At 63.2% G+C, this 23,489-nt stretch carries 24 protein-coding genes; 18 read left to right on the top strand and 6 right to left on the bottom strand.

Translation table 11 applies throughout. The features are described 5' to 3' along the window. Positions 1-129 precede the first annotated feature (129 nt). The 9 genes from cysS (at position 130) to NKH95_RS04815 (ending at position 8,150) form a co-directional block, all read left to right on the top strand. On the top strand, positions 130-1,632 hold the full coding sequence (cysS, locus tag NKH95_RS04775; protein WP_023812895.1) for a cysteine--tRNA ligase: 1,503 nt from the start codon (positions 130-132) through the stop codon (positions 1,630-1,632). A gap of 280 nt (positions 1,633-1,912) precedes the next feature. Further along, a complete protein-coding gene (locus NKH95_RS04780) occupies positions 1,913-2,320 on the top strand; it encodes an endonuclease domain-containing protein (protein WP_023812896.1) in 408 nt (135 codons plus the stop codon). Beyond that, positions 2,317-2,703 carry a VOC family protein gene (locus NKH95_RS04785; RefSeq protein ID WP_023812897.1) on the top strand — a complete coding sequence of 129 codons (387 nt, stop codon included), beginning with the start codon at positions 2,317-2,319 and terminating at the stop codon, positions 2,701-2,703. Before NKH95_RS04780 ends, NKH95_RS04785 begins: the two co-directional genes overlap by 4 nt. Before the next feature lie 6 nt (positions 2,704-2,709). Then, complete coding sequence (locus NKH95_RS04790; protein WP_023812898.1) at positions 2,710-3,201, top strand: GFA family protein; 492 nt, start codon at positions 2,710-2,712, stop codon at positions 3,199-3,201. Then, the gene (locus NKH95_RS04795; RefSeq protein WP_023812899.1) at positions 3,198-3,674 is read left to right on the top strand and encodes a GFA family protein; all 477 of its coding nucleotides are present in this window, start codon (positions 3,198-3,200) and stop codon (positions 3,672-3,674) included. Before NKH95_RS04790 ends, NKH95_RS04795 begins: the two co-directional genes overlap by 4 nt. Next, positions 3,671-4,630: a prolyl aminopeptidase gene (pip, locus tag NKH95_RS04800; RefSeq protein WP_023812900.1), complete on the top strand. Its 960-nt coding sequence runs from the start codon at positions 3,671-3,673 to the stop codon at positions 4,628-4,630. Before NKH95_RS04795 ends, pip begins: the two co-directional genes overlap by 4 nt. Positions 4,631-4,827: 197 nt before the next feature. Beyond that, entirely contained in the window at positions 4,828-6,444 is a 1,617-nt protein-coding gene (cimA, locus tag NKH95_RS04805; protein ID WP_352609793.1) for a citramalate synthase, read from the top strand. Positions 6,445-6,527: 83 nt separating this feature from the next. Continuing rightward, the gene (gene rarD / locus NKH95_RS04810; RefSeq protein WP_023812902.1) at positions 6,528-7,454 is read left to right on the top strand and encodes an EamA family transporter RarD; all 927 of its coding nucleotides are present in this window, start codon (positions 6,528-6,530) and stop codon (positions 7,452-7,454) included. 9 nt (positions 7,455-7,463) lie between these two features. Next, positions 7,464-8,150 carry a glutathione S-transferase family protein gene (locus NKH95_RS04815; RefSeq protein ID WP_023812903.1) on the top strand — a complete coding sequence of 229 codons (687 nt, stop codon included), beginning with the start codon at positions 7,464-7,466 and terminating at the stop codon, positions 8,148-8,150. A gap of 16 nt (positions 8,151-8,166) precedes the next feature. Here NKH95_RS04815 and NKH95_RS04820 read toward each other — a convergent pair whose 3' ends face one another. Next, complete coding sequence (locus tag NKH95_RS04820; RefSeq protein WP_352630852.1) at positions 8,167-9,165, bottom strand: transporter; 999 nt, start codon at positions 9,163-9,165, stop codon at positions 8,167-8,169. A 179-nt stretch (positions 9,166-9,344) separates the two neighbouring features. Next, positions 9,345-9,635 (bottom strand): muconolactone Delta-isomerase family protein, encoded by a 291-nt coding sequence (locus tag NKH95_RS04825; RefSeq protein WP_128303053.1) that lies wholly within the window; start codon positions 9,633-9,635, stop codon positions 9,345-9,347. Positions 9,636-9,743: 108 nt separating this feature from the next. Between NKH95_RS04825 and NKH95_RS04830 the strand changes: the two genes are divergently transcribed. Next, complete coding sequence (locus NKH95_RS04830; protein WP_023812906.1) at positions 9,744-10,628, top strand: LysR substrate-binding domain-containing protein; 885 nt, start codon at positions 9,744-9,746, stop codon at positions 10,626-10,628. A 137-nt stretch (positions 10,629-10,765) separates the two neighbouring features. Here the strand turns inward: NKH95_RS04830 and NKH95_RS04835 are convergent, their stop codons facing one another. Next, positions 10,766-11,377 carry an LOG family protein gene (locus tag NKH95_RS04835; RefSeq protein WP_023812907.1) on the bottom strand — a complete coding sequence of 204 codons (612 nt, stop codon included), beginning with the start codon at positions 11,375-11,377 and terminating at the stop codon, positions 10,766-10,768. A 143-nt stretch (positions 11,378-11,520) separates the two neighbouring features. On the opposite strand from NKH95_RS04835, the gene NKH95_RS04840 reads away from it, so the two are divergent. Further along, positions 11,521-13,005: a LysM peptidoglycan-binding domain-containing protein gene (locus NKH95_RS04840; protein WP_128303054.1), complete on the top strand. Its 1,485-nt coding sequence runs from the start codon at positions 11,521-11,523 to the stop codon at positions 13,003-13,005. 24 nt (positions 13,006-13,029) lie between these two features. Here the strand turns inward: NKH95_RS04840 and NKH95_RS04845 are convergent, their stop codons facing one another. After that, on the bottom strand, positions 13,030-13,824 hold the full coding sequence (locus NKH95_RS04845) for an NAD(P)H-dependent oxidoreductase (RefSeq protein WP_023813729.1): 795 nt from the start codon (positions 13,822-13,824) through the stop codon (positions 13,030-13,032). 95 nt (positions 13,825-13,919) lie between these two features. Between NKH95_RS04845 and NKH95_RS04850 the strand changes: the two genes are divergently transcribed. The 6 genes from NKH95_RS04850 (at position 13,920) to NKH95_RS04875 (ending at position 19,482) form a co-directional block, all read left to right on the top strand. After that, positions 13,920-14,852 carry a LysR family transcriptional regulator gene (locus NKH95_RS04850; protein ID WP_031213735.1) on the top strand — a complete coding sequence of 311 codons (933 nt, stop codon included), beginning with the start codon at positions 13,920-13,922 and terminating at the stop codon, positions 14,850-14,852. Positions 14,853-14,919: 67 nt separating this feature from the next. Continuing rightward, the gene (locus tag NKH95_RS04855; protein ID WP_031213736.1) at positions 14,920-15,252 is read left to right on the top strand and encodes an ArsR/SmtB family transcription factor; all 333 of its coding nucleotides are present in this window, start codon (positions 14,920-14,922) and stop codon (positions 15,250-15,252) included. Positions 15,253-15,328: 76 nt separating this feature from the next. After that, positions 15,329-17,209: an ABCB family ABC transporter ATP-binding protein/permease gene (locus NKH95_RS04860; RefSeq protein ID WP_023813732.1), complete on the top strand. Its 1,881-nt coding sequence runs from the start codon at positions 15,329-15,331 to the stop codon at positions 17,207-17,209. 121 nt (positions 17,210-17,330) lie between these two features. Further along, complete coding sequence (locus NKH95_RS04865; RefSeq protein WP_023813733.1) at positions 17,331-17,678, top strand: antibiotic biosynthesis monooxygenase family protein; 348 nt, start codon at positions 17,331-17,333, stop codon at positions 17,676-17,678. A 283-nt stretch (positions 17,679-17,961) separates the two neighbouring features. Continuing rightward, on the top strand, positions 17,962-18,660 hold the full coding sequence (locus NKH95_RS04870) for a phosphatidylserine decarboxylase (protein ID WP_352442157.1): 699 nt from the start codon (positions 17,962-17,964) through the stop codon (positions 18,658-18,660). Positions 18,661-18,663: 3 nt separating this feature from the next. After that, a complete protein-coding gene (locus tag NKH95_RS04875; RefSeq protein ID WP_502895160.1) occupies positions 18,664-19,482 on the top strand; it encodes a CDP-alcohol phosphatidyltransferase family protein in 819 nt (272 codons plus the stop codon). A gap of 234 nt (positions 19,483-19,716) precedes the next feature. Here NKH95_RS04875 and NKH95_RS04880 read toward each other — a convergent pair whose 3' ends face one another. Together NKH95_RS04880 and NKH95_RS04885 are read right to left on the bottom strand one after the other, a co-directional pair. After that, positions 19,717-21,939, bottom strand: a complete 2,223-nt coding sequence (locus NKH95_RS04880) for an AMP-binding protein (protein WP_352609786.1) — start codon at positions 21,937-21,939, stop codon at positions 19,717-19,719. Between the two features lie 123 nt (positions 21,940-22,062). Next, on the bottom strand, positions 22,063-22,470 hold the full coding sequence (locus NKH95_RS04885; protein WP_352609784.1) for a tautomerase family protein: 408 nt from the start codon (positions 22,468-22,470) through the stop codon (positions 22,063-22,065). 113 nt (positions 22,471-22,583) lie between these two features. On the opposite strand from NKH95_RS04885, the gene NKH95_RS04890 reads away from it, so the two are divergent. After that, on the top strand, positions 22,584-23,441 hold the full coding sequence (locus NKH95_RS04890) for a LysR substrate-binding domain-containing protein (RefSeq protein WP_352773967.1): 858 nt from the start codon (positions 22,584-22,586) through the stop codon (positions 23,439-23,441). Positions 23,442-23,489 lie beyond the last annotated feature (48 nt).

The raw sequence follows: 23,489 nt of genomic DNA on the forward strand, positions 1-23,489 counted from the left end.
GGTCCGGACGTTTTCGCCTCATCTTTCCCCAGATTGGACAAACGCCCCGGCCAGCAGGCTGGAGCCTGATTTGCGTCTTGGCGCGGGCTGGCTCCATCCAGATGAAAGATCTGAAACGGGAAGGCACGAATGTCTGACGCATCGCAGGGCCTGCGCCTCTACAACACGCTGACGCGGACGAAAGAGGATTTCGTCCCGATCGATCCGCTGAACGTGCGCATGTATGTCTGCGGTCCGACCGTCTACGACTTTGCCCATATCGGCAATGCCAGACCGGTGATCGTCTTCGACGTGCTGTTCCGCCTGCTGCGCCAAGTCTATGGCGAGGCGCACGTCACCTATGTGCGCAACATCACCGACGTCGACGACAAGATCAACGCGCGCGCTCTGCGCGACTTCGGCGGCGAGATCGCTTCCGGAACACTTTCGCTCAACGAGGCGATCAGGCGGGTCACCGAAAAGACCGCCGACCAGTTCCACAGCGATGTGGCGGTTCTCGGCTGCCTGGAGCCGACGGTCGAGCCGCGCGCCACCGAATTCGTCGAGCCCCGCGCCGACGGCAAAGTCGACATGATCACCTTGATTCAAAGCCTGATCGAACGCGGCCATGCCTATGTTGCCGCGGGCGAAGTCCTGTTCGATACGGCGTCGATGCCGGACTACGGCCAGCTGTCGAAGCGCAATCTCGACGAGCAGCAGGCTGGTGCTCGCGTCGCCGTCGACGCGCACAAGAAAAATCCCGGCGATTTTGTCCTGTGGAAGTTGTCGTCGCCGGAGGAGCCCGGCTGGAATTCGCCATGGGGCAGGGGTCGGCCGGGCTGGCACATCGAATGCTCGGCAATGTCGGCCGCCTATCTTGGCGAGGTGTTCGACATCCATGGCGGCGGCCTCGACCTGATCTTCCCGCACCATGAGAACGAGATCGCCCAGTCGCGCTGCGCCCATGGCACGGACGTGATGGCCAACATCTGGATGCACAACGGCTTCCTGCAGGTCGAAGGCCAGAAAATGTCGAAAAGCGTCGGCAATTTCTATTCGATCAACGAACTGCTGGAGACCGAGACCTTTGGCGGCCGCAAATGGCCGGGCGAGGTGCTGCGGCTGGCGATGCTGATGACGCACTACCGCGAACCAATCGACTTTTCCGTGCGCAAGCTGGAAGAGGCCGAGAACACGCTGCGCAAATGGAAGCGAGTAGCTGATGGAGCGCGTTATGAAACGGGCCCCCCTAGCAGCTTTGTTAAGGCACTTTCGGACGACCTTTCGACACCTCAGGCCTTTTACATATTGGCGGAGCTCGTTTCAGACGCGAGCAAAGGTCTGGGGTCGGAGGGCTCAGAAACGCCCTTTGTTGAAATTGATGGCGATCCAATAGACGTCGAATTTAAGTTGAATGCCGCTGCTGAGGTAAAGGCAGCTTTGTTATTTCTTGGTTTTGACTTTGCGGAAGCAAAAGTTGCCGAACATGCCATTGTTGAGGCAATTGAAACCCGACTTGCCCTCATAGCGTCGAAGAACTGGGCCGAGGCCGACCGCATCCGCGACGAACTGCTGGCGCAAGGTGTACAGTTGAAGGACGGTAAGGATCTGGTCACTGGCGAGCGAGTGACGACGTGGGAGGTCAAGCGGTGAGGTTGGCGCGAAACACTTTTGAAAGGTTGGCGGAGACCCTGGTGACAGCCGATCTCCCCCCTTGCGGGGGAGATGTCCGGCAGGACAGAGGGGGGTGTGAAGGAACGCCATCGTTTCTGTTTGCCTACCCTCGTTTCGACCGTTTCCTGAGAAGGCAGCGGTCTCCAATTGATAAGCGGGCGGGACAGCACCCCCCTCTGCCCTGCCGGGCATCTCCCCCGCAAGGGGGGAGATCAGCCCTCGTCGCCGATTTCGCTAATCACCGGCGAAGGGGTGTTTGATGGGACACGATCTCGTTCCGCAACGACACCGCCGGAATGCAAAATCCATGCGTCGCGTCATGACCGATGCGGAGTTGAAACTTTGGAATGAGTTGCGTGCTCACCAGCTTATGGGGATGAGCTTTCGACGGCAGGTGCCGATCGGACCTTATATCGTTGACTTTGCTTGCTCGGCCTATCGTCTCATCGTCGAGGTAGACGGCAGCCAGCATGCGGATAGCGAAAATCTACAACAAGACGAGACACGCAGCGCATATTTTAAGAGCAGTGGCTGGACCATCCTGCGCTTCTGGAACGACGACGTCATTCGCGATATCGACAATGTCTGCCAGCACATCGTCATCGAGGCCGGCCTGGCCGCTGCCGAAGTGCTGGCGATCGAACCAGCTAGGGAGGCAATTTCATGATAGACCATCTTGGCATCACCGTTGCCGATTTCGATGCTTCGAAGGCTTTCTATGACAAGGCGATGGCGCCGCTTGGTGCAGCGCTCCTCTACATGGTGCCGCTGGAATACACCGGCGGCGCCAAGGTCGGCGGCTATGGCCGTGACCGGCCGGTGTTCTGGCTGAGTTCGGCCAAGGACAAGCCCAGGGATCACCAGCACGTCGCCTTCACCGCGCGCAGCCGCGCCGAGGTCGATGCCTTCCACGCAGCGGCACTTGCTGCCGGTGGCAAGGACAATGGCGGGCCGGGCCTGCGCCGGCATTATCACCCGAACTACTATGGCGCCTTCGTCTTCGATCCCGACGGCAACAATGTCGAAGCCGTCTGCCATGCGCCGGAGTGAGCCGAGATGAGCCTCGACAACCGGCCGATCTACACCGGCGGCTGCCAGTGCGGCGCGGTGCGCTTTCGCGTTGAAGGCGCGCTCGGCGACGCTTCGGTCTGCCATTGCCGCATGTGCCAGAAGGCGTTCGGCTCGTTCTATGCGCCGCTGGTTTCGGTGCGTGGCGCCCGGCTCGACTGGACGCGCGGCGAGCCGAAATACTTCCGCTCCTCCAACCATGTCGATCGCGGTTTTTGCGCCGATTGCGGCACGCCGCTGACCTTCACCGCGCCGGACGGCGTTGGCCTCGCCATCGGCGCGTTCGACAATCCGGCGGAGATCGTGCCGCTGATCCAATGGGGTGTCGAGGCAAAGCTGCCTTATGTCGATACGATCCCGCAATTGCCGGGCGAGGAGACGATGGCCGACGTGTCGTCGGCCTCTTATCTGGCCGATCTCGTCTCCTACCAGCATCCGGACCACGACACCGAACAATGGCCGCCGAAGGAAAGACCATGACCGAGACAGTAAGAACTGGCGGCTGCCAATGCGGCGCCGTGCGTTTCCGCATTCATGGGGCGCTCGGCCGTCCCTCGATCTGCCATTGCCGGATGTGCCAGAAGCAGTTCGGCTCGTTCTTCGGTGCGCTGGTCACGGTGCCCAGGGATGGCGTCAAATGGACCCATGAAGAGCCAAGCTATTTCCAGTCGTCGGTCAACATCGATCGTGGTTTCTGCGCCCGCTGCGGGACGCCGCTGACCTACCGGCAGCCCGGTGGACTTGAGATCGCTATCGGTGCCTTCGACGACCGCTCAGATCTCGCCCCGCAGATCCAGGTCAACTACGCCGCGCGGCTGCCCTGGGTGGAGACGATCTTCGATCAGCCCGTCCACCAGGATCCCGACTACTATAACAGGCAGGAATCCATCATCTCCTTCCAGCACCCCGACCATGAAACAGCGGACTGGCCGACCAAAGGTTTGCAACTATGAGCAGTCAATTGCGTACCCTCTATCCCGAGATCGAGGCCTTCGAGTCCGGCATGCTCGATGTCGGCGACGGCCATCAGGTCTACTGGGAACGTTCCGGCACCAAAGGCGCCAAACCGGCGGTGTTTCTGCATGGCGGGCCGGGCGGCACCATCTCGCCAAAGCACCGGCGGCTGTTCGACCCGAAGCTCTACGATGTCATCCTGTTCGATCAACGCGGCTGCGGAAAATCGACGCCCAATGCCTCGCTCGAAGCCAACACGACCTGGCACCTGGTCGCCGACATCGAACGCCTGCGCGAAATGGCCGGCTTCGACAAATGGCTGGTGTTCGGCGGCTCCTGGGGGTCGACGCTGGCGCTCGCCTATGCCGAAACGCACCCCGAACGCGTCAGTGAGTTGGTGGTACGCGGCATCTACACGCTGACACGTGCGGAACTCGAATGGTACTATCAGTTCGGCGTCTCGGAAATGTTCCCGGACAAATGGGAGCGCTTTCTGGCGCCGGTCCCGGAGGCCGAGCGCGGCGACATGATGGCTGCCTACCGCAAGCGGCTGGTCGGCACGGATCGCAAGGCGCAGATCGAAGCCGCCCGCGCCTGGAGCCTGTGGGAGGGCGAAACGATCACGCTGTTGCCGGAACCGGAGACCAGTGGACCGTTTGGTGAGGACGACTATGCCATTGCCTTCGCCCGCATCGAAAACCACTATTTCGTCCATGCCGGCTGGCTTGAGGAAGGGCAGCTGCTGCGCGACGCGCACAAGCTGAGCGACATTCCCGGCACCATCGTCCATGGCCGCTACGACATGCCGTGCCCGGCGCGCTATGCCTGGGCGCTGCACAAGGCCTGGCCGAAGGCGGATTTCCATCTGATCGAGGGCGCCGGTCATGCTTATTCGGAGCCGGGGATTCTGGATCAACTGATCCGGGCGACGGATCGGTTTGCAGGGAAGATATAGTCGATGCACGGCGATCCTTCACACCCCCCTCTGTCCTACCGGACATCTCCCCCGCAAGGGGGGAGATTGGATGTCGCCTTCGCTTTCGCCAATCGCCGACGATGCAGGACCAGCGCTATCGTCAAAGCTGCCGATCTCCCCCCTTGCGGGGGAGATGGCCGGCAGGCCACAGGGGGGTGCTCAAGCACCTTGCTGTCATGAAAAAGGAAAGACTGTTCCTCTTCGACACCACCTTGCGCGATGGCCAGCAGACGCCGGGCATAGACTTTTCCGTCGAGGACAAGATCGCTATCGCGAAACTGCTCGACGCTTTCGGCCTCGATTATGTCGAAGGTGGCTATCCCGGCGCCAACCCGACCGACACAGCCTTCTTCCAGGAGAAACGTACGTCGCGCGCCAAATTCGTCGCCTTCGGCATGACCAAACGGGCTGGGGTGTCAGCTTCCAACGATCCCGGCCTTGCGTCACTCGTGCAATCCAAGTCGGATGCCATCTGCTTCGTCGCCAAGAGTTGGGACTACCATGTCCGTGTCGCGCTCGGCTGCACCAATGAGGAGAACCTCGACGCCATCAAGGCCTCCGTCGAGGCGGCGATCGCCGCCGGCAAGGAGGCGTTGGTCGATTGCGAGCATTTTTTCGACGGCTTCAAGGCCAATCCCGATTATGCGCTGGCCTGCGCCAGGACCGCCTGTGATGCCGGCGCGCGCTGGGTGGTGCTGTGCGACACCAATGGTGGCACGCAACCCTCGGAAGTCCGCGCCATCGTCGAGAAGGTTATTTCATCAGGTATTTCAGGCGATTATCTCGGCATCCATGCTCATGACGACACCGGCCAGGCAGTGGCGAATTCCCTCGCCGCTGTCGAGGCCGGCGTGCGCCAGATCCAGGGCACGCTCAACGGCATCGGCGAGCGCTGCGGCAACGCCAATTTGATCTCGATCGTACCAACGCTGGCGTTGAAACCGGCCTTCGCCGATCGTTTCGAGACGGGCATTTCGGCTGAGGCGCTGACCGGCATTTCGCGCCTGTCCCGCGCCTTCGACGAACTCCTGAACCGCGCCCCGGAAGCGCAAGCGCCCTATGTCGGGGCCTCTGCTTTCGCCACCAAGGCGGGCATCCATGCCTCCGCGCTGGCCAAGGAGCCGGCGACCTATGAGCATGTGCCCCCGGAAACGGTCGGCAACCGCCGCCGCGTCATGGTTTCGGACCAGGGCGGCAAGGCCAATTTCCTCGCCGAGTTGAAGCGGCGCGGCATCGACGTGCCGAAAGATGATCACCGGCTCGACGCGCTGATATCAGTGGTCAAGGAGCGCGAGGCCGAGGGCTACGCCTATGAGGGCGCCGATGCCAGCTTCGAGCTCCTGGCACGCAAGATGCTGCACGGCCTACCGGAGTTCTTCAACGTCACCTCGTTCCGCTGCATGGTCGAGCGCCGCTTCGACGCCAACGGCCAGCTGAAGACGGTCTCCGAAGCGATCGTCAAGGTGGTGGTCGACGGCGAGGAGAAGATGTCGGTGGCCGAGGGGCATGGCCCGGTCAACGCACTCGACATCGCGCTGCGCAAGGACCTTGGCAAGTTCCAGAGCGAGATCGCCGACATGGAACTGGCCGACTTCAAGGTGCGTATCCTCAATGGCGGCACCGAGGCGATCACCCGCGTTCTGATCGAATCGCATGACGGCACCGGCGCGCGCTGGTGGACGGTCGGCGTTTCCGAAAACATCATCGACGCCTCGTTCCAAGCGCTGATGGATTCCATCGTCTACAAGCTGATGAAGAACCGCGAGATGGCCGGACTGGTGGCCGCCGAATAGGGTTGAACCATCAGCGAAAGTCCATTGATCCATCAGAACTTTGCGATGGTCTTGCCAAGGTGGCTGGGCCATAGCGTTGGCCCATGGCCACTGAAACAATCACCCTGGATGCGGATTCCAAGGCCCGTCGCGGCTTCCTGCTGGCACTGGGGGCCTATCTGCTATGGGGGCTGCTGCCTTTTTACATGAAGGCGGTCGCTCATCTGCCGCTCGCCGAAGTCATTGCCCATCGCATCGTCTGGTCGGTGCCGATCGCCGCCGCCGTCCTGATCTGGGCCGGCCGCACGGCGGATTTCAAGGCGGCACTGCGTTCGCCGCGCACCATCGCCATGGCCGCGCTGACGGCTGCGCTGATTTCGGTCAACTGGGGCATCTATGTCTGGGCGATTGCCGTCGACCGCACTGTCGAGACCGCGCTCGGCTACTACATCAATCCACTGGTCAGCGTCGTTGTCGGCGCGCTGCTGCTTGCCGAGCGCCTCGACCGGCTGCAGATCGCGGCGGTGGTGCTGGCGGCCGTCGCGGTCGCGGTGCTGACCATCGAGGGCGGCAAGCTGCCCTGGGTGTCGCTGGCGTTGGCTTTTTCCTTCGCCGCCTACGGCTTCTTCCGCAAGACGCTGCCGATCGGACCGAGCCAGGGATTTTTGCTCGAAGTGCTTCTGCTGTCGGTGCCGGCACTTGGCTACATCGTTTATCTCATCGCGACCGGGCAGGACCACATCGTATCCAGCAGCGGTGCCGATAGGGCGCTGCTGATCGGCTGCGGTCCAGTCACGTCGATACCGCTGCTGCTGTTCGCCTTCGGCGCCAAGCTGCTGCGCCTGTCAACCATCGGCATCATGCAATATATCGCGCCGACCATGGTGTTCCTGATCGCCGTTCTGATCTTCGACGAGCCTTTCGGCACCACCCAGGCGATTGCGTTCGCGCTGATCTGGGCGGCCTTGGCGGTCTATTCCTGGTCGATGTTGACGACAGCGCGCCGCGCCGCGCCGCAGCCCGCACGGTAAGGAGTTTCGATGTACCTGCTGCATATCGCCAACAAGAACTATTCCTCATGGTCGCTGCGGCCCTGGGTGTTGATGCGCGCGCTGGATATCCCATTCGAGGAGCGGCTGACGCCATTCCCGACCGCATCGAGCTGGGAACTCTACCGGTCGTTTTCGCCCAGCGGCCGGGTGCCGTGCCTGATCGAGGACGGCTGGGCGGTCTGGGATTCGCTGGCCATCGTCGAATATCTGGCCGAACGCCACCATGGCGTGTGGCCCGTCGAAGCCAAGGCGCGCGCCTGGGCACGCTCGGCCGCCGCCGAGATGCATTCGAGCTTCACCGCATTGCGCGGGGCATGCCCGATGAGTTGCGGCGTGCGGGTAAAGCCGTTCCCGATGTCCGATGGGCTGAAGCAGGACCTTTTCCGCCTCGGTGACCTCTGGAATGATGGTCTTGCCCGTTTCGGCGGGCCGTTTCTGGCCGGCGCTCATTTCACCGCCGTCGACGCTTTCTTTGCTCCGGTGGCGTTCCGCGCCCAGTCCTATGGGCTCCCCTTCGAGGGTGCGGCTGCGGCTTATCCGGCGCAATTGCTTGCTCTACCGGCGATGCGCGAATGGTATGCGGCTGGCCTTGCCGAAATCTGGCGCGAGTCCGATCACGAAGCGGAAGTGGCCGCCGCCGGCACAGTCATCGAGGATCTTCGCGCCACGGCGTGATAGCCGCCGGCGGGTGCTACATCTGTCCGAGCCGCCTGACAAAGAGATAGGTCGCTCCCGCGATTACCATCGCTACCGCCGTCACCACCCAGAAGCCCATTGGCGTGTCGACCAGCGGCAGGCCGCCGACATTCATGCCGAACAGGCCGGAGATGATGGTCATCGGCAACAGCACCGCCGTCATCACCGACAGTACGTACAGCAGCCGGTTCGACTGCGTTGTCAGCTTGGCCATCAGCTCGTCTTGCAAAAGCCGGGCGCGGGCCTGCAACTGCTCGCCGTCATAGTGCAGCGTCTGCGCACGATGCGACAGCCGCGCCGCCATGTCGTTGATGGAATCCGGCAGGTCGTTGCGGTGCGAATGGTCGAGATGGCGAAACAGATTGGTCAGCGTCGCCATCTGCCGGTGGATCACCACCAGGTGCCGGCGCGCGTCGACCAGCGCCTGCCGCTCATTGTGCCATGCGTCGCAGACGATGCGATCCTCGATGCCGTCGAGACTGTCGCCAAGTGCCGCAAGTTCGGCCACCATGCCGTCGAACGACTGGCCGACGACCGCCTCGATCAGCGCGGCCGGCGAGCGGAATTTGCGCGATCCGTTCTCGATCGCCTTGCGGATGTTATCGACAGACTGCAGCGGCTGCTTGCGGGCGCCGACCAGCATGGTGTCGTTGAGGGCGAAGCGGAAATGGCCAAGTCCGCCCGCTTCCGCCGAATAGTCATGGCGCAGATCCGGCAGGTCGCCATAGAGCCAGTCGTCCTCGAGGTCGATGTGGCAGCCATGGCTGGCGGACAGGAAAGCTTCACGCACCGGTGCCGGCAAAGCCTGATCGGTGCCGATCTCATGGCGAGCGCGCATGTCGGAAAGCTGGTAGCTGCGCCATGTCCAGTGCGCGGCGGCGGCGTCCCTGGTTCGCACGCCCTCAGCGGTGAAGTGATAGATGAAGAACAATCCGTGCTCGTCGGGCAGGTAGGGCGACAGGTCGGTGCCTTCCGGGGCGACAGTGATATCCATGGGGGCGGTGCCAGATGCATGTTCCGAAGATGGCACCGCACGGCGGCTGCCTGGCCTTGATTTCTAGCACGAGCGAACCCGGTTCCGTGTGACGGTTTCTTGACAGCCGATCACGGTCTGTCGATCACCTACGTCAATCCGGTGGTGACGGCCTTCGCCACCCCCGGATTGTGTCCCTGTCAGTGCTTCGGGCCGAAGCCGGGGTAGGGCTTTAGGGATACGATTGCGGCAATGTCCATCATGCCGGCCTTGACCAACGGCAAGGTGGCGAGGTGGGCGCGAACCTCTGCATCATCGGCTGCCTCGAACATCATGCCGCTGCCCGGGATGTCGCCTCGGTTCCACATCTGGCGTACCGCGCCTTCGGCATAGAGCGTGCGCCGCTGTTCGGCTTCGCCGGGTAGAAGCGGAGCGAAATCGGCATCGGCAAATTTTTCGGTGTTGCGGGTGAGAAGGGCAAAGAACTGCATGGCGGTCTCCTTTGGTTGGAATGGCCGAATTATCGCTCCCGCCGGTCAGACTGTCCAAGACTGGTTAGGCTAAAGTTGAGACCTGGGGGGACTGGAGCCCGGAGAAAAATGTTCGATCTGCGTCAGCTCCGCTATTTCGTCACCGTCGCCGAAACCGGCAATGTCGGGCGCGCCGCCGAAATGCTGCATATTTCTCAGTCGCCACTCAGCCGGCAGATCATCCAGCTCGAGGAGCAACTCGGCGTCGCTTTGTTCGAACGGGCAAAGCAGCGGGTCCACCTCAACGCCGAGGGCCGCGCCTTCCTCGTCGAAGCCCGCGCGCTGCTGTCCAATGCGCGACGTTTGGAGCAGTTCGGCCGCAACCTGGCCAGCGGCGCCGTCGGCCGGCTCGCCATCGGCTATGTCGAAGGCGCCGTTCATGCCGGGCTTGTCGCTGGGATGCTGCGCCAGTTCCGTCGCGACCGGCCGGATTTCCACCTGCAGCTGAGAAGCCTGCGTTCGGCGGCGCAGTTGGAAGGGCTACGGCAGCGGTCGCTGGATCTGGGCTTTGTCTACTCGCCGCCAGCCGATGATGACCCGGATGTCGCCGCGATAGCGCTGCGGCATGAGCCGCTGGTGCTGGCGATCCCCGAAGATGATCCGCTTGCTGAAGTGCCAGAGATTGGGCCCGACCACCTTGACGGTCGCACCTGGATCACCGTCGTGCGCCAGCCGGACGACACCAATCGCGGCCAGTTCCTTGCCGCCTGCGCCAAGGCCGGCTTTCTGCCCGACATCGCCTATGAGACGGCGGACCCGCTGACCTCGCTCGGCCTTGTCAGCGCCGGTCTCGGCCTTGCGACGGTGCAAGCCAGCCTGCGTGTCGCTGCGCCGCCGCGGATCGTATTTCGCGACCTGCCGTGGTTCGACCGCACGGTCTCCATCTATCTCGCCTGGCGGCGTCATGACCGACGGGCGGTGATTGCCGATTTGCGGCAGGCAGCTGAGGAATAGGGGAATAGGGGAATAGGGGAATAGGGGAATAGGGGAATAGGGGAATAGGGGAATAGGGGAATAGGGGAATAGGGGAATAGGGGGCGCCGTTCCCAGGCACTTCACATATTCCCCTACTGCCTTACTCCCGTATTCCCCTACATCTTGTCTATCACCGACTGCACGCCCTCGGTCGGGGCGTCTACGGAGGATCCAGCCACCATGATGGCGGCGACGATCGCTTCGGGGTCGTCGACAACCAGCGGCTTGACCCGTTGCGCGGTGTGGATGAAGCCCTCAGCGGCCATGTGATCGAGCAGCGTCAGCATCGGATCCCAGAATCCTCCGACATTGCCGAAGACGATCGGTTTGCGATGATGGCCAAGCTGCGCCCAGGTCATCACCTCGACGATCTCCTCGACCGTGCCGATGCCCCCCGGCAGCGCCACAAAGGCGTCGGATTTCTCGAACATCTTGTGTTTGCGCTCGTGCATGTTGTCGGTGATCAGCAACTCGTCGAGCCGGTCAAGCGCGGTTTCGGTTGCCTCCCTGTTGATCAGGAAGCGCGGAATGATGCCCGTCACCTTGCCGCCGGCGCGCAAAGCGCCTTCGGCGACAGCGCCCATGATGCCTTTGGTGCCGCCGCCATAGACCAGCCGCATTCCTGCTTTGGCAATCGAGCGTCCGAGCAGGTTTCCGGCCTTGATATAGATTTCATCACGGCCCGGAGACGAGCCGCAATAGACGCAGACGGATCGAATCGTGTTCATGCCGATGATTGGTGATTGGGTCTGAAAGCGTGGTCAAGCCCCAAGGGTCAACAAGCCCGGGCTTTTTCTTGTCGGCCCGTTTTTCTTGTCGGCATTGGCAAAACAAGCTAGACCGGCGTTAGGTGGCTAAGGGGTAGGGAAATATGGCAATTAATCCACTGAAGGCGTTCCTGTTCGCGGCGGGTGGGACCGTTGCTGCCGCGGGAACCGCCTATGTATCGGGCGCACTCGACCCGTATCTCAATCCCACGCCGCCGGCGCAAGTGGCGGCGCAGACGTCGCCCGCAGCGCCAAAATCGGCCGATCCCGGCACCGAAGCGCGGCTGCCCGCCGCGGAGGTCCCCGCGGCTCCCGCCGCGGTGCCCCAGGCAACGGCACCGGCCGCGGCGGCGCCGGCTGCGGCCGGTCCCGTCGCACCGTCCTTTGACGTCGTGCGCGTCGAGGGCAATGGCTCGATCGTCGTTGCCGGCAATGCAGCGCCCAACGCAAAGGTCGAGATCCTCAACGGCACGACCGTGCTTGGCTCGACGGTTGCCGGTCCCGATGGCGCATTTGTCATCGTGCTGGACGATCCGCTGAAGCCCGGCGACTATACAATCGCACTGCGCGCGACCACGGGCGATGTCGTCACCCCTTCGGTGCAGACCGCTGTCGTTTCGGTTCCCAAGGATGCCGCCGGCCAGGTGCTGGCAATGGTCGAGGAGCCGGGCAAACCGGCCGAACTGCTCACCGTTCCGGCGCCCGAAACAAAGCCGGCTGCTCCGGCCGCCGCGCCGGCTGCTCCCGCAGCCGAAGCGCCCGCAACTGCTCCGGCACCAGCCGCCCCGGCACCTGCCGTCGTAGAAGCAGCACCGGCTCCTGCCGTGGTAGAAGCAGCACCGGCTCCTGCAGCGCCGGCGACGCCGCCCGCTGCAGGCGTGACCGAGCCCAAGATCGTCGTCGAGGCGGTCGAGATCGACGGCAGCAAGATCTTTGTCGCCGGTCTCGCCGATGCCGGCCGCAAGGTGCGCGCCTATGCCAACGATATCCTGCTCGGTGATGCGCAAACTTCGACGGACGGTCATTTCCTGGTCGAGGCGACGCGCGACATTCCGGTCGGCAGCTACACAATTCGTGTCGACGGCCTCGATACCGACGGTGTGACAGTTGTGGCCCGCGCAGCCGTGCCGTTCGAGCGCGAGCCCGGCGAAGCGGTCGCCGCCGTGGCACCCTCGGCGCCGAAGCCCGTTCAGCCCAAGCCGGCCGCACCTGCCGCCGCCGAGGCGCCGGCCGCGGCCGGGACGGCCCCGGCCACGACGCCTGCTCCCGCCACCGAGGCTCCGGCCGTTGTGGCGGAGGCGACGCCGCCAAGCGATGTGCCCGAGACCGTGGCGCCCAAGCTCGAACACGCCGACGGCGCCGTCATCATCCGCCGCAACGATACGCTGTGGCGGATCTCGCGGCGCGTCTACGGCCATGGCGTACGCTTCTCGACCATCTACCTCGCCAACCAGGACCAGATCAGTGATCCCGACCGCATCTGGCCGGGGCAGGTGTTCAAGGTCCCGGAAAAGTCGAAGGAAGGCGAGGCAGCCGACCTCAAGACGATGGGCGAGCAGGCAACGACAGCGCCGGCCAAGACCAACTAGATCCAAGGCCGTCCAGGTCGAAATCTACTGGTGTGCTGAGCCGCTCAGGTGCAGTTTGAATCCGATCATGTTCGGATCCCCCAGGTCGGGGCGTAGTTTCATGCTCGGAATCAAATAGTCGCCGCCATTCTGCCGGCGATAGGGGATGGGTTGCGTGGTCGCGAGCGTTCTCATCCTCTCGCGCAGGCGCTCGGCGGTGGGTTCGAAGTCGGCTTCACCGAAGCGGTCGACGCTGTAGACGACGAATGGCGGAAGGACGTCGTAGCCCGGGTAGTAGAGGATCCCGTGGTTGATCGGGAACAGCAGATCATCAATTGGTCCGTTGACGCCGCGAGGGGCATAGTGCTCCTCCCAGCCGCCGGCGGTCACGATCAACATTGCGCGCTTGCCCATCAAGGTTCCCTCGCCGTAGCGGTCGCCCCATCGTTTGTCGCTATGTTCGCCCACGCCGTAAGCGAAGCCGTAGGCAAAGACCCTGTCGACCCAGCCCTTGAGGATCGCCGGCATGGCAAACCACCAGAGCGGAAATTGGAGAATCAGGGCATCCGCCCATAGCAGCTTTGCGATCTCGGCCTTGACGTCCTCTGTCAGCGCGTCGGCCTCGAAAGACTTTTTTGACGCTGCGGCAGGCATCAGCCGCGCGCCCGGCGCCAAAACCGGAAAGTCGGCCCGATCAACCGCTGATTTCCAACCCTGGGCGTAGAGGTCCGTCACCCGCACTTCGTGGCCTTGTGCCTCGAGTTCTCTGATGGCGACGTCGCGGAGCGCGCCGTTGAGCGAGCGGGATTCGGGATGTGCGAAGACAAGTAGGATTTTCATGCGGGGGACTCCGGGGATTGAAAAACTGGTCCCTTAGCTAGGCAATATCGACGCAATCCGCTATATATTCGTAATGCATAAGATTGTGCCGAATAGTGGATAAATCGGACATCACCCTCGAACGCATGCGCACCTTCGTTCGCGTCGCGGAACGGGGCAATCTGTCCTTGGTTGCCGGTGAACTGGGTATCGGACAATCGACGGTCACGCGGCATCTGCAGGAACTCGAAGAGGCAGTGGGTGCGCCTTTGCTCAGCAGGACCACCCGGCGGGTCACGCTGACCGACGAGGGCAGCCGCTACTATGCCAACAGCGTCCAGATCCTGCGCCTTGTCGAGCAGGCCGGCGACGAAGCGCGGGGCGCACGTGGCGCGCCGGCCGGCACCGTCCGGATATCCTGTACTGCCGCTTTCGGGGTCTTGCACACCAGCCGACTCATCTTCGACTTTCAGGACCGATATCCCGACATCGGCGTTGACCTCAGCCTCAGCGATGAGCGTGTCGACCTCGTCAGGGAAGGTGTCGACATCGCGCTTCGGTTGGGGCCGCTCACCGACAGCTCATTGAGGCTGCGGGCCCTCGGCCTGTCACGGCGCCTGCTCGTGGCATCGCCGGATTATCTGGCGCAGCGAGGCAGACCGGCTATCCCGTCGGATCTGTCTGGACATGAGGGTATCCGGATGTCGAACGTGGCGGGGAGTGAAACTCTTGCCTTGCAGGGCGCCGGAGGCGAGCGCCATATGGTGCCTTTCGCGGGGCGCCTGCGTGTCGACCATGGGCTTGCCGCGCGCGAGGCTTTGCTCGCGGGTCGAGGGGTCGCACCGGCTCACCGATGGCTTGTCGACGATCTTTTGGCGGCGGGCCTGCTCGAGACGATACTGGATGATTATTCACTGCCGTCCGCCCCTTTGAACATGCTGATCGTCCCGGAGCGCGCGGGCGTTGCAAGGGTCCGCCTGATGGTCGACTTCCTGGCTGAGCGGATTGCCGGCATCCCGGGGATCGAGAAGTCCAGTCCAAAGCGTTAGCCGCTATCTGCTCTGCCCAGAAGAGTAGCTTGCAGCAGCGTCGACCATCGTTTATCGCCGATGGACGATGAGCGAATCCCTAGCTGAAATAGGTATGCCTGGCTGCGCCCCGGACAGCCGAGCCGTTGCCACCCGGCTGGCAGCACTTTCGCACCCGGCTCGGATCGAAATCCTGAAATACCTGTCCGCAAGCAACTCCTGCTGCTGCCGCGAGGTTGTCGACCGTTTCGATCTGGCGCAGTCCACTGTGTCACAACATTTGAAGATACTGGTCGAAGCCGGGCTGGTCCGGTTCGAACCCGACCGTCAGCGCTCGCGCTACGAGGTCGATCGTGCCGCACTTGCCGATGTTTCCGCGTCGGTGGCCGCGCTCGTCAATTCCTGCTGCTCCGGCCGCTAGACCATGATCCCGAAAAGTGGAGCCCGGTTCTCGGACGAGATCATGGTCAAAAAGACATAAGAAGAAGGCACAAGAAATGGCCGAAAAAACCGTCTCCGACTCCTCGACCTTCAAGACGCTGCTCAATTTGTGGCCCTATATGTGGCCGGCGGATCGCGCCGATCTGAGAGCCCGGGTCACATGGGCGACGCTTCTGTTGGTCGTCGCCAAGCTGACGCTGGTCGCCGGTCCCTATTTTTTCAAATGGGCGACCGACGCGCTGGCCGGCGACGCCAAATCGGTGCCGCCGCTGCCGAGTTTTCTGCTGGCGCCGGTCATGCTGGTCGTTGCCTACAATGTCGTGCGCCTGGTGCAACTTGGCTTCAATCAATTGCGCGACGCCTTGTTTGCCCGTGTCGGCCAATACGCGGTGCGCCAGCTCGCCTTCCGCACCTTCGTCCACATGCACCAACTGTCGCTGCGCTTCCATCTCGAGCGCCGCACCGGCGGCCTGTCGCGCATCATCGAGCGCGGCACCAAGGGTATCGAGACGATCGTGCGCTTCATCATGCTCAACACGGCGCCGACCATCCTCGAATTCGCGCTGACCACCGGCATCTTCGCCTACACCTATGGCTGGAAATACGTAGTCGTCGTCGCGGTCACCGTCTGGGTCTATGTCTGGTTCACGGTCCGCGCCAGCGACTGGCGCATCTCGATCCGCCGCGACATGAACGACAGCGACACCGATGCCAACACCAAGGCAATCGACTCGTTGCTCAATTACGAGACGGTGAAATATTTCAACAATGAGGGCATGGAAGCCGAGCGCTTCGACCGCTCGATGGCACGCTACGAGGTCGCAGCGACCCGGATCTGGACCTCGCTCGGCTGGCTGAACTTCGGCCAAGGCATCATCTTTGGCCTCGGCACCGTCATCGTCATGTGCATGTCGGCGCTGGAAGTGCAGGCCGGCACGCAGACGGTCGGCGACTTCGTCTTCATCAATGCCATGCTGATGCAGCTGTCGGTGCCGCTCAATTTCATCGGCTTCATCTACCGCGAAATCCGCCAGGGGCTGACCGACATCGAGCAGATGTTCGACCTTCTGGATGTGCCGCAGGAGATCGTCGACAAGCCGGACGCGAAGCCACTTACTGTCAGCGCCGGCAAGGTCGAGTTCCGCGACGTGCATTTTTCCTATGACCCCAACCGCAAGATCCTGAAGGGCATCAGCTTCGAGGTGCCGGCCGGCAAGACCGTGGCCATTGTCGGGCCCTCGGGCGCCGGCAAGTCGACCATCTCGCGGCTTCTGTTCCGCTTCTACGACGTCCAGTCCGGCCAGGTGCTGATCGACGGCCAGGATATCAGGGACGTGACGCAGGAGAGCCTGCGCGGAGCGATCGGCATGGTGCCGCAGGACACCGTACTGTTCAACGACACCATCGCCTACAACATCCGCTATGGCCGCATCGGCGCCAGCGAGGAGGATATGCAGAAGGCCGCCGAACTCGCCCAGATCGGCCCGTTCATCGAGCGATTGCCTGACGGTTACAAGTCGATGGTCGGCGAACGCGGGCTAAAACTTTCGGGCGGCGAGAAGCAGCGCGTGGCGATCGCCCGCACCATCCTGAAGGCGCCGCCGATCCTGATGCTCGACGAAGCGACCTCGGCGCTCGACAGCCACACCGAACAGGAAATCCAGGCCGCGCTCGATCTGGTCAGCCGTGGCCGCACCACCATCGTCATCGCCCACCGCCTGTCGACGGTGATTACCGCTGATGAGATCATCGTGCTGCAGGACGGCCAGATCGCCGAGCGCGGCACCCATGCCGAGCTGATGCGCAAGCATGGCCTCTACGCCTCGATGTGGGACCGCCAGCGCGAGGCGACCGAGGCCGAGGAGCGCCTACGCATCGCCCGCGAGGGCGACGAGCTTGGCGTTGTCGTTCGTCGACGAACGTCGGAGGTGAATTGACACCGTTTCCTTCTCCAACGAGGGGAAAAGAGAAAATTTCCGCTTGACCTCAACTTAAGTTGAGATCGTAGGCCGTTCTTGGAGCCCGCCAACTAGCGTGTTTAAAAAACGGAGCAATCGAATGAGCGAGACAAATCAGACTGTTGACGGGGGCAGCGTGTTCAGGGTGGACAAATTCGTCGTCCCGGCCGCCGCTCGCAAGGAGATACTCGCCAAGGTCCGGACGACGCATGAATTGCTGCGCCTGCAACAAGGCTTTGTGCAGGATTTCCTGCTCGAGCAATTCTCAGGCCCAGGCGAATTCAACCTCGTCACCATCGTCGAATGGGAGAGCCAGGCGGCCGTCGACAACGTCGTGCCGATCGTCAAAGCCGCGCACGAGCGCATCGCCTTCAACCCGCAGGAGACGATCGCCCGGCTCGGCGTTCGCGCCGACATCGCCAACTATCAGAGGGTTCCCGGGCTGTAGCAAGGCTGCTACCGCCAGCCGATGCCAGGTGCCGGCGCTTCGACGCTGAGCACCTGGCCGGTGCGGGCTTCAGAAGCCTTCGGATTTGGGATCATGGACGGGCAACCTTTTCCGGCGCCTTGAACCGTCGGTGTCCCGAATTCTGCCGACAACGACACCGACCTAGCAAGCGGATCGCGACCCCTGCCGGCGCACCCAATACGGCCTTCCCTATTGTTGCGTTGCGGCGAGGGGGGCTTTCGGCTATTGAGGCCGGACTTGAAACGGAGCCTGTTTATTACCGATGAGCCTTGTCGATACGGTCAAGAACGCGTTCGTACCGATCCATCGCGAGGGCTATCCCTTCATCGCAGCCTTTGGCGCGGCGACGCTTTTCCTCGGTTATTTCTCCTCGATCCTGTTCTGGATCGGTCTGATACTGACGGCCTGGTGCGTCTATTTCTTTCGCGATCCCGAGCGCGTCACGCCGGTAGATGACCGCCTGGTGGTCAGCCCCGCCGACGGCATCATCTCGGCGGTCGGACCCGCCGTGCCGCCGCGCGAACTCGGCCTCGGCAATGTCGAGATGACCCGCATCTCGGTGTTCATGAACGTCTTCTCCTGCCACGTGAACCGCGCCCCGGTGCGCGGCCGTATTGCGAAAATCGAACATCGGCCGGGCAAATTCCTCAATGCCGAACTGGACAAGGCCAGCACCGAGAACGAGCGCAACGGCCTGGTCATCGAGAGCCCCAATGGCACGGTCGCGGCCGTCCAGATCGCCGGCCTGGTGGCGCGCCGCATCGTCTGCTGGGCCGAGGCCGGCGGCTCGATCGGCACTGGCGAGCGTTTTGGCCTGATCCGCTTCGGCTCGCGTGTCGATGTGTTCCTGCCCCTGACCGCGACGCCGCGCGTTGCAGTCGGCCAGACGGCGGTTGGCGGCGAAACCGTGCTGGCCGAATTCGGCGGTGTTGCCGGCACGCCTCTTGTTCGGGTTTCCTGACCGGTGGGCACGCAATACAAAAAGTTCGAGGCCCATGCCAGCGGCGGTCCGCGCATCCGCGAAATCCCGATGCGCATGGTGCTGCCCAATCTGGTCACCGTGCTCGCCATTTGCGCCGGCCTGTCCGGCATCCGCTTCGGCTTCGAAGGCCGCTTCGAGCCGGCGGTGGTGATGGTGCTGCTTGCAGCCTTCCTCGACGGCATTGACGGCCGCTTGGCGCGGATGCTGAAGGCGACATCCAAATTCGGCGCTCAGATGGATTCGCTGGCCGACATCGTCAATTTCGGCGTGGCGCCGGCTCTGGTGCTCTATGCCTTCCTGCTCGACCGCGCCGGTTCGCCGGGCTGGATCGCGGCACTGCTGTTCGCCATCGCCTGCGGGCTGCGCCTCGCCCGTTTCAACGTGCTCGATGACGAGAAGGCCGATCGCCCCATATGGCAGTCCGAATATTTCGTCGGCGTGCCGGCGCCGGCTGGCGCCGTGCTGGTGATGCTGCCGCTTTATCTCTATTTCCTGCGCACAGGTCTGGAGCCCAGTCGTCCAGCAGCCTTCGTCGCCACCGGCTTCACCATCCTGGTCGCTTTCCTGCTGGTCAGCCGGCTGCCTGTCTATTCCGGCAAGAGCCTGAGAATCCCGGGCGACAAGGTGTTGCCGATCATCCTGGGTGTCGTCCTCTACGTGCTCCTGTTGATGACCTATCCCTGGTACACGCTGACCGCTTCGGTCGCCGGCTACCTGATCTTCCTGCCGTTCAGCGTGCGCGCCTATTCGAAGCGCGCCAAGCTGGAGGGCGAGAAGGTGCCGCCTTCGGATATAGGTTAGAACCTACGCTTTCGTCATCCTAGGGCGAAGCAGGAGCGAAGCGACGTTGCGAAGACCCTGGGATCCATGCCGTGACCTCAGCCAAAAAGCGCAACGGACGAGAACTGGCAATCGCTTGGCGCCGGTCGCCTTCTGAATGGCCGCGCGTGACGTGAATGTCACGGAATGGATCCTAGGGTCTGCGCCGCGTCGCTTCGCTCCTTGCTTCGCCCTAGGATGACGACCGCGAGGTATTTACGCCGCGACGCCGAGCCCCAGCCTGTCGATCGCCAGCTTTCTCGTCGACACATAGTCGGTCTTGCCGGATCCCAGCACCGGGATTTCCTCGACCTTAACGATGTCGTTCGGCACCATCAGTTCGGCAGCACCCGCCTGTTTGCCGAATTTGCGCAATTCGTCGGGATTGGCGTCGTCGGCGGTGGTGACCAGCACGATGCGCTCGCCGCGCCTCTTGTCGGGCACGGCCACAGCCGCGTGGTGCTCTTCCGGCCACAGCGACTGCACCAGCATCTCCACCGCACCCAGCGACACCATCTCGCCGGCGATCTTGGCGAAGCGCTTGGCGCGTCCGCGAATGGTGATGAAGCCTTCGCGGTCGACGGCAACGATGTCGCCGGTGTCGTGCCAGCCGGTCAGCGGCTGCAATTCACCGGGGCGGTCCGCGGTCATGTAGCCCATCATCAGGTTCGGTCCGTCGAGCCACAATTGGCCGGCGTCGGAGATGCCGTCGACCGGCTCGAGCTTCATGCGCATGGCCGGCAGCAGCCGACCCACCGTGCCGTCGCGGCCATGGATTGCGGTGTTGACGGCAACCACGGGTGCCGCCTCCGTCAGCCCGAACCCTTCGATGATTTCGGCTTGGAAGCGTTCGCGGTAGACGCGGCGGGTTTCCGGCTTCACCGCCTCGGCGCCGGCGACGACGAAGCGCAGGCTGGAAAAATCACCGTCCTTGGCGGTGCGCGCATAGTTGGCGAGGAATGTGTCGGTGCCGAACATGATGGTCGGTTTTACCTTGCGCGCAACCTCGGGAATGATCTTGTAGTGCAGCGGCGAGGGGTAGAGGAACAGCTTTACCCCGGTGACCAGCGGCAGGATGGTGCCGCCCGTCAGGCCGAACGAATGGAACACCGGCAGCACGTTGAGCAGGATGTCGGCGGGCGAGATGGTGATCCGCGCCTCGGCCTGCATGGCGTTGGCGTAAAGGTTCTTGTGCGACAGCACGACCGCTTTCGGCGTGCCTTCCGAACCGGAGGTGAACAGGATCACCGCCGGCTTGGCCGCATCCTGCCGCTGCAGCGGCCAGCGCCACAGCAAGGCGGCGGCAAGGTTGTCCAATGTGGTTACGCTTTCCCGCACATCCTCCAGCCAAAGCAGCCTGGCGCCGCCCTTTTCGACCGCCGCGACGATATCGGCAAGGTCGGCCTTCTCGACGAACGCGCGGGACGAAATCACGGTCCTTATCACCGCCGTGCGCACGGCCGCGGTGACGCTCGCCGGCCCGGCCGTATAGTTGATCATCGCCGCCACCCGGCCGGCCGACAGAAGGCCGGTGAGCGACAGCACGACGCCATTGGCGTTGGGCAGCATCACACCGACCGCTTCGCCCGGCGCCGTGACGGCCTCGAAGCGCCTGCCCAGGACGCGGGCGCCGATGAACATCTTGCGGTAGCTCAACGCACCCAAGATGACGTCTTCTATGATCGTGTGCGAAGCGCCGACGCGGTCGGCGGCATCGCGCATGGCCAGGAACAGGCCACGATCGAGGTTGGTGCCGAAGAGCCGCGCCTCGGCGACACGGTCGAACAGCGCGTTGGTGTTCGAGGCCTGCTCGGGATTGCGCGCCACCAGTTCGGCGATGGTCATCGGCTCCAGCACGCTGATCGACAGCTGCGGAAACCAGTGTCGTGGTGCCTTGTCCGCGGGCGTCAGCGACACCGGCAGGCTGCGCGCGCCGCCGACGAAGATCGGCACGATCTTGGCATCGGCCTGCATGGCGATGCGGGTGACGGCACGAAACAGCCGAAACGTCTTGACGTCGGGCTCGACCGCATCCGGCAAATAGACAGCGAGCCGGCCCTTGCCCTTCAGCACCCGCACCAACCGGCGGCTGACGAAGACATGTTCGGCGTTGAAGGCGATGGTGCGGCCAAGCTCGCGCCAAGGTTCGAGCCACGGCGAGCGCGCCGAGACCTCATCGAGAATATGCAGCGTGTCTTCCGGCAGCAGCGACAGCATCAGCGCCGGCTCGAAGCGCGATTGATGCGAGATGACGTAGATGACTGGGGCCTGCGCCTTGCGGGCGATCCTGATGCGGCTATCTCCGATCCGGTAGGCGAGCTTGAACGGCACATAGAGCAGCGCCTGGGTGAAGCGCAGGCCGAGGCGGAATTTTTCCGCCACGCCGATCAGCAGCCAGGCCAGAACAAGACCCGCAAGCAGCGCCAGTGTCAGGATCATGCCGCGTCTCTCCCAACGTTTTTAGCATCTCGGCTCTTTGCGGCCGTGTCGGCCAGAACCTAGACGATGTGGGAGCAAGGTCAATGCGGAGCTTTTGCTTCCCTTGGTGCGGGAAGCTGCTTCTCACGCCGCCTGCAGCCGTCCACTGATGAAACGAAATTCCTGCGTCTTGCCGCCATAGCCGTAAGCGGCTGCCGGCACTTCATGCACGAAGGCGTAGCTCTCCTCGTGCACTGCGCCCAGCAGACGGCCGAAGGCTGCGAAGATCGCCTTCAGATAGGCTTCCAGCTCGAGCTTGGTGTTGGTGCCGTCGACCACCTTGATATCAAGCCAGAACGTGTTGGTGCCGTGCTCGGCCAGCGACTTGCCGCCGGCGAACCAGTGCTGCGGATCGACATAGGACACGGCAACTGCCGTGATCGTCGGGTCCTTGCGCAGCTGCGTCGCGGTGATTTCCGTGGCCTCCTTTGCGATGCGAGCGGAAAGCGCCGCGTCAGGCTTGCCGGTGACGCTGACGTTGATGATGGGCATTTTTCTTCTCCTTGGCTTGAGCGGCGTCCGATCGCCGTTGAAACAACCATGCCATCATCTTTAGGTCAAAAAAATCGAATTGTTTTTAACTGAAGATTCGATAAGATCGAAGTATGGAAACACTGGATCCCGATCTGCTCCGAACCTTCCTTGCTTTCGTCGACAGCGGCTCGCTGGCCCAGGCGGCTGCAAGCGTTGGCCGCTCGCCCTCGGCGGTGACCGCCCAGATGCAGCGGCTGGAGGAAATCGTCGGTGAGCCGCTGCTGGCGCCGCAAGGGCGAGGACGCGGCTTGACCCCTGCAGGCGAAGACCTCGTCGGCCATGCCAGGCGGATCCTTGCCGCCCATCGCGAGGCTTGGCTGGCACTGAAGGGCGTGCGCGCTGCCGGGCGCGTCGCCATCGGCACGACGCAGGATTTTGCCGACAGCGGCCTGCCGGATCTGCTGCGAGCCTTCGCCGTCAGTCATCCACGCGTCAGGATCGAACTGCGGGTCGGCCGCTCGGCAGAGCTGGCGCAGGCGCTGCAGTCTGGCGGCCTCGATCTGGCGATCGTCATGCGCCAGGCGGCAGCGCCGGACGAAGTCGGCGTGCTGCGGGAGCCGATGATATGGCTATGCTCACAAAAAGGGCTGGCTTCGCGGCAGGAGGAATTGCCGCTGGCGCTGCTCGATCCGTATTGCGGTTTTCGCGAGGCAGCACTTGCCGCACTCGATGCTGCCGGCCGCCGCTACCGCATCGCTGCCGGCAGCGCCAGTCTGGCCGGCCTGCGCACGGCGGTGAACGCCGGTGTCGCGCTGACGCTGCGAACGGCTCGCTTTGCCCATTCCGGCATTGTCGAGGCGCCGCGCGAACTTGGCCTGCCGCATGTTCCAATGGCTGAGTTCGCCATCCGGTTGCTCGCTGGCTCCGATGGTCCGGCGGGCGATCTGGCGGCCCTTCTCAGTGGCAACCTTGCCCTGCCGGGCGGTTGAATGCCCAAAGAAAAAGCCGACCTTACGGTCGGCTTGGAGTAGGACGGG

Origin of the sequence: Mesorhizobium sp. M0848 (assembly GCF_040319805.1) — a bacterium.
Classification (GTDB): Bacteria; Pseudomonadota; Alphaproteobacteria; order Rhizobiales; family Rhizobiaceae; genus Mesorhizobium.